6 protein-coding genes and 1 pseudogene are annotated in these 6948 nt (G+C 36.6%); all 7 read right to left on the bottom strand.

Translation table 11 applies throughout. The features are described from left to right. Window positions 1–9: 9 nt before the first annotated feature. Window positions 10–1398 (bottom strand): peptidase G2 autoproteolytic cleavage domain-containing protein, encoded by a 1389-nt coding sequence (locus tag BAQ44_RS10565; protein ID WP_071721629.1) that lies wholly within the window; start codon window positions 1396–1398, stop codon window positions 10–12. A gap of 128 nt (window positions 1399–1526) precedes the next feature. Next, entirely contained in the window at window positions 1527–2267 is a 741-nt protein-coding gene (gene prpE, locus BAQ44_RS10570; protein ID WP_071721630.1) for a bis(5'-nucleosyl)-tetraphosphatase PrpE, read from the bottom strand. Between the two features lie 74 nt (window positions 2268–2341). Further along, window positions 2342–3502, bottom strand: a complete 1161-nt coding sequence (locus tag BAQ44_RS10575; RefSeq protein WP_063260248.1) for an FtsW/RodA/SpoVE family cell cycle protein — start codon at window positions 3500–3502, stop codon at window positions 2342–2344. A gap of 146 nt (window positions 3503–3648) precedes the next feature. After that, window positions 3649–4584 carry a glycosyltransferase family 2 protein gene (locus BAQ44_RS10580; protein ID WP_061678741.1) on the bottom strand — a complete coding sequence of 312 codons (936 nt, stop codon included), beginning with the start codon at window positions 4582–4584 and terminating at the stop codon, window positions 3649–3651. Window positions 4585–4590: 6 nt separating this feature from the next. Further along, complete coding sequence (locus tag BAQ44_RS10585; RefSeq protein WP_063260250.1) at window positions 4591–5349, bottom strand: class I SAM-dependent methyltransferase; 759 nt, start codon at window positions 5347–5349, stop codon at window positions 4591–4593. Between the two features lie 121 nt (window positions 5350–5470). After that, window positions 5471–6316 (bottom strand): TylF/MycF family methyltransferase, encoded by an 846-nt coding sequence (locus BAQ44_RS10590; protein WP_063260251.1) that lies wholly within the window; start codon window positions 6314–6316, stop codon window positions 5471–5473. 122 nt (window positions 6317–6438) lie between these two features. Further along, window positions 6439–6948 (bottom strand): annotated as a pseudogene (bclA, locus tag BAQ44_RS10595) (collagen-like exosporium glycoprotein BclA); the annotation flags it as partial.

Raw genomic sequence — 6948 nt, forward strand, 5'->3', positions numbered from 1 at the left:
CCTTTTTTCTTAGCGGAATAATATTAAAATTTGATTTTTACCCGTACGCTTTATAACAAAAAATCCACTTTCGGATTTTGTTGCAATGCCATCGTTATTTGGACGACAATATCCATGCGTTTCGCAAGTGCCGTCATCGCGTACTAGCATTTGTCCAATTAATCCGACAGGAAGCCACTCGGCACGATCTTTTCTTGCTATATATTTGCAAGCTGGATCCCATTCTGTATTTAAAAGAGGTTGTATGTCTTGCGATTCCGTACGTGTATATTGACGTTTTCCAAAGCTATCTGTTTTGTAGCGTTTCTGCCAACTTAAAGCACCGCTATTTCCTATAAGGGCCGGGGTTGCGCTAGATATTCCTAAAATGAATGAATCGTTTGAAGTAGCGATCCGAATTTTTTCTTCGCTACTAAATGTAACGAAATAACCTACATCAATAAGATTATTGTCTGCTGTTTCAAACATTTGTGCAAAATCAGTTCCACTTGCATTGTAAGAAGCGCCATCAATATACATTTCCCCATTATGAGCAAGCCACTTTGCACCGATATGATGATCAGTTTCATTTGTACCGTTAGCAATAAACCAAGAATAAGATTCTTCTGCTGTGCCGAAGCGCCCCATAATATGGCTACCTGCAAAATGAGCCGTTGATGTATGATTACCTTCCGCATGAGAAGAGAATCCGTTAGCGATAGTCGCAGTTCCTTCTGCATGTGCTGCTTCGCCTAAAGCGATTGTATGTTTACCTTCCGCATGAGAATAAGATCCGCCTGCTGTCGTTTCACTTCCTTCACTATGGGAACTATGTCCAGTTGCTTTCGTTTTTGATCCTTCTGCATGAGAGAAAGAAGCTTTTGCATGTGTAAGAAGCCCTTCTGCATGTGAAGCTGTCCCCTCTGCATGAGAGTGAAGCCCCTCTGCATATGCATACCGTCCACCTTTTTTTACTTTTGTATTTTCAGGTGTAGGGGTTTGAATTATGATCGTTTTTTCCGTTTGTATATCATTGGATGGTGCTAATGCTTCTTTTATTTTCTTCACTTGATTGATAATAGCAGCTGGAATTTCTACTTCTGTTTTTTTATTTATTGCTACAGGTATATTTTCTTCTATATTTTTCTCTGTTTGCTCAGAGGGTACAATCTGTTCATTATGAGTAGAGAGAGGTTTATTTTTTTGTTGCATCTTTGTTTTTCTATTATCAATTATGCGGCTCATTACAGCATTTTCTAAAGAGACATATTTTGGTCTGGCTTTGTTTTTTGGGGATGCCTCTTGTCCTTCCAGTTCTTCTAAAGCTGCAGCTCGGATGCTGCACCAGTTGTTAATTCCGTACATGGGCAGATAAAAAGGCGGGCATTTTCTTTTTTGTTTAGAAGATTTTTTCTTCATTCTGTCACCTCCTGCGACAGTATATGCCGTGTAATTAAAAAAAGATGCACTTTATTGCATCTTTTTTTAATTACTTTACCTAGTTTTTATAGGAGAACGGCCTAAATGATATCGTAATCTCTCGTAAGTTATGAAATTGGGCGAAACTTCTCTGGGACAAAAGGTAGGGAGGAAGGGACGGAAACAGTCTCCATTTCAGGATAACGTAATCCAGTTAAACTCCCGCCAAATACAGCACCAGTGTCAATATTAATTGTATGCTTTACAAAGCGAGGTTCTTTTACAGGTGTATGTCCATATATAATCCAAGCTTTTCCTTTATATTCCTTCGCCCAGTCGCGACGGACAGGGGAGCCGTCAGCATGTTTTTCTCCTGTTATATCGCCATATAATACAAAGGTTTGTACTTTTTTATCTTGTCTTCCTATGTAATCTTGCCGAATTCCGGCGTGACATACAATTAACCTTTTTTCATCGAGTACGTGATATAAAGGGGATTGTTCATAAAGTGTGATGAATTTTTCTTTTATAATATTTTGTTTATGAGAAGGCAGTGCTTCATATTCGGCAACAGTTGTTTCGAGCCCATGAGCGATTGATACGTTACGCCCAAGGAAAAAGCGGTATAGTTTATTACAGTGATTTCCTGGAGCGTAATAAGCTACTTTTTTATTTATGACAAGTTCCCATACAATTTCAATCATACGTAATGAATGAGGACCGCGATCTGTAATATCACCAACAAATGCAAGCTTACGTTGATCAGGATGAATCGGCAGGTCGCGATTCCACTTATATCCGAGTTTCGTCGTTAAATCTTGAAACTCTTGGAAGCATCCATGAATATCCCCTATAATGTCGTATTTCATATTTAAACCTCCATCATATTTTCCATTAGTATATCTAAAAAAGGATAGAGATAAAAATATACCGTTTTTGCACTTCATTTAAACATAAAGATTTTCGTCCTTGAGCGAACGTTTAAAACAAATCCAATCGCTATCATGTATGTGAGTAAGGAACTTCCTCCGTAGCTCATAAGGGGGAGTGTGATTCCTGTAATAGGGAGTAACCCGATGGTCATCCCGATATTTTGAAATACTTGAAAAGTAAACATTCCGATTGTACCAGCGCAGATGTAACTACCAAAAGGATCATTACTTTCTAGCGCGATATGAATCATGCGGAAAATAAGTAGGAAAAAAAGTGCAATAATAACACTTGCGCCTAAAAAGCCGAATTGTTCAGCGACATTAGTGAAAATAAAATCTGTATGTGGTTCTGGAAAGTATACTTGTCCATTTTCCCAACCTTTTCCTTGCATTTCTCCTGATCCAGTAGCTAAGAAAGCTTGTCTTAATTGATAGCCTTGCGCATCATATTTGTATGGAGCTAACCAGCCGTAAAAGCGATTTAGTTGATATTCTTGTAAAATGTGTTCTTTAAAGAATTTTGTATGAGTAAAAAAAATATAAGTTAATGTAACGCCAGCTGCAGAAATACCAGAAACTAATCCGAAAATAAAACGCCAACGTATACCAGAAACCAATATCATTGCTGCGAGCATAGCTGAAATTACCATCGTGTTTCCTAAATCAGGTTCCTTTGCAATAAGTAGCAGGGGTGGCAAACTTGTTGCACATATTTTTCCGAGTAATAAAAAATCGTCGTGTATTGTTCGGAAAAAATATTTCTCATTGTGATTTGCTATAATTCGTCCGGTGACGAGAATTAAAAACAATTTCATAATTTCAGAAGGCTGGAAATTTCCGATGCCTGGGAGCCTGTACCAAGCGGTCGCACCTTTAATTGTGACGGCACCTGGTACTTGAAGTTCTAGTCCAATGAGTAGTACCAATGCAAAGCTATATAAATACCAAGCAATTTTTTGATAACGATCGAAATCAATAATCATAATGACACCAATGGCTATAAATCCAATGAAGTACCATTGGATTTGCTTTAATACAAAATTTACGCTTTGCAAAAATGGTGGTAAAGAAGCTTGTGCACTTGCAATTGCAAAGCAACTAACAGTCCCAATGGCAAATAAGATGAATAGTAATACGTAGTCTATTTGATATTGAGAATTTGGATCTTTCAATGTATGTATTCCTTTCTATCGCCTAGTAAGTATATGGATCATGTCATGATAAAAATAATATACAAGCAGACTATGCATACATTTATTCCACTATTTGTGGGAAGTCATACATCACGAGGAAGGAATAGCACCTCCCTTGTGATAGACTATATTGCACGGAGCTCTTTTGTAATGATATGTAAACAATAAGAAAGACGTGCATGTGTATTTATATCTGGAATGAGGTTTGGAAATAGATTATAAAATTTGACCGCATTTTTATACCATCCGTAAGCTCGTATCAACCCCTTTTTATAATATTTGGCGTCTTGTAAGAAACCATACTTTTTCGAGGTTAAAACGAGCTGAGAAAAATCTTCGCAGCCTTCAAGGAATTTATGATGTACTTGCTGTCCAGTATGAAGGCGGAATGAACTTAAGGGCTCAGTGATATACATTGCATCACCTTTTGAAAGTAAACTGATCCAAGAAGCCATATCAACACTACAGCCATATTTTCTGCCATGTAAGGTGCCGAAAGGTTCTGTTAATAGGCTTTTTCTAAAAAGTACGATTGTAGGTTCACCGATAATATTTTGTCCTGCTATAAGCATACGGTTTCCAAAATCTTTCCCATTTAGTAGCGTATCTTCATCATATAATTTTTTCATGGAGGGATGTTGTTCAATTGTATCTCCATTATCATTAATCCAAGTGCGATAGGATGTGATAAGTGCGAGATTTTTATTTAAGTCTTGTTGGAAATGAAACATCATTTTTTCGATTTTATTATTATAAAATATATCATCGTCCATTAAGAAATTTATGTACTCTCCATTTGACCGTTCTAAGAGCATAAGGGCGTTATGAAATTGTCCAAGAGTCGAGCTATTTCGAATGTACGTTATATGTTTATACTTATGTAAATAATGTCGGTATATTAGCTTTTCTGTTTCATTATTTGTACTATCGTCTCCTACAATAATTTCGATATTTGAATACGTTTGTGCTAATGCGCTTTCTAGAGCAATTTTAAAATAATGTGGTCGATTATAGGTGGGAATCAGGATGGAAACGAGAGGCGAATTTTTTGTATTATTCATATACAACTACCTTTCAGAAATTTTTTGTGTAAGAATAATATCTTGATAACTTGTATGTTCAGTTCTGCTACACCATGAACCATAATGGGGGGGAGTCTGTACTTCTAGTCCATACTTATTTAATAGGGTATGAATATTTTCCTCAGGATAGGCAACTGCGAAATTCGGGATGTCTTTATTAAGAACATAGCAATTGTCCATTTGATGATAAAAACCTAACGTACTTAATCCTGCATTTAAGTAATAGGAAGAGTCAGAATTAATTAAAAAGAAAGTAATAAAACATCTCCCATCTTTTTTCAAAACTCGTGAAATCTCACATACGTAATGTTCTAATTCTTTCGGAAGGAGATGGGTAAATACAGACGTTAAAAAAATAAAATCGAATGAATCATCTTCATAGGGAAACTTGTATTGGGAAGCATCTTCTTTTCCTTCGGGGTTATAGAATTGATTATATATATCGACATGTTCAAAATGAAAATTGTTGCGGCGTGTTGAAATGTTATTTTTGCACCATGTAATTCCCTCATTGAATAAATCAAATCCATAATAAGCACCATCATCACTTAAATAATTCATTAATGGAACTGCCATTCGGCCGATACCGCATCCTATATCTAACACTGTTTCATTTGAGTTTAAGTTGCCAATTTCAATAAAATACTGCATAAACTCTTTTCCAACTTCTTCAAAGTTACCACCTACATATTGAACGAGTTCTGGGGGTGGAATTAATGTGATTTTTTTCTCATTTTCGTTCATACATTCACTCCGTCCTTGTAGTAAAGTAGGGGATTTATAAATCAATCTATAGTGAGGGGAACTTTACACAATTAGCTCTTATGAATAAGTAGTGTGATAGAACCCCTCAAAAAATAAAATTCTATTCTTTTCGCCAATAAATACCGAAATCATCAATTTTCGTAATAGGAGCTTTTAAGTTTCTTTCATTTCTGAAATCTGTTACAGCCTCTGCACATGTTACCAATCCGTAATCATCAATAATAATATAGCCACCTGTTGAAACTTTATCGTATAAGTTTACAAGACTATCCATCGTTGATTCATACATATCACCATCAAGGCGAGCAATTGCAATTTTTTCTACCGGCGCTGAAGGTAAGGTATCTTTAAACCAACCCTTTAAAAATTTCACCTGATCATTTAATAAATCGTATTTTCTAAAGTTTTCTTGCACTGTTTCTAAAGAAACTCGTAAGTAATCGAATGTGTGCAAATAATCACCGTAATCTTTCGGATATTGTTCTAGGTTCGGTGCTGGCAGACCTTCAAAAGAATCGGCAACCCACACAGTACGATCCGTAATGTTGTTTGCCTGTAAAAAACCATTCATAAAAATGCATGATCCTCCGCGCCATACACCAGTTTCAATAAAATCACCTTCTATATTTTCCCTAACAACAGTTTCCATAGCCTCATGTAATTGATTCATACGTTTTCGACCAACCATACTGTGTGCTGCTCTTGGCCAATCATTGCCGCCTTGTCGTTCACTTTTTGAAACGCTTGGATCAACGATTTTTAAATTGTGATTTTCTACGTACTGCTTAAGAAATAAAGGAAGTGGAACTGTAACTGGTTCATATGATAGCTCTTTAGATATATGTAGAGAAGCAGGTAAGTATGGTTCGTATTCTAACCATATTTCAAATAAAATTGTTTTCTTTAATAACTCAAGATAAAGCTGGACAGCAGATTTATTTTCCATATAAGTGCCTCCTGCGGAATGTCATACAACATTATGATTATGTAGAAAAGAAAGATTTCATGATTGAATTTACCAATGAAAAAGCAGTAAAACTGATATCAGTTTTACTGCTAAGTACAAAATTAAGCGATTTTCTCAATAATAATGGATGCACTTGTACCAAGAGCTAGTGATAATCCAATTCCAGTAACAATTGCTTCAACGAGTGATGGTGTTGTAGTAATTTGTGTAATGGCTTGGATAACGATTGGAGCTCCAAGTGAAATTAAGCTTGTGCCCGCACCTGGTACTGGAATTCCATTAACTTGAATCCCAAGACTTCCTAATAAACTTACTGCCGCTGTATAAGCAATAACAGTAATTTTATAGAAACCAGTTTCACTAATTACGAAAGTATCGGCATCCATTTGAGAAATTGCCGTACCAAACTGAGATCCAACGGTATTAAATGGTACTGGATCATTAATCCCAAGAGCTAAAGAAACTGTAGCTGAGTTAAAGGCATACAACCCTGCTGGAAGTCCTAATCCAGAAGGTCCAGTAGGCCCAGTCGATCCGGTAGCACCAGTAGGCCCAGTAGCGCCGGTTGATCCAGTAGCACCAGTGTCTCCAGTAGGCCCAGTAGCGCCGGT

It is taken from the genome of Bacillus mobilis (assembly GCF_001884045.1).
GTDB classification, from domain to species: domain Bacteria; phylum Bacillota; class Bacilli; order Bacillales; family Bacillaceae_G; genus Bacillus_A; species Bacillus_A mobilis.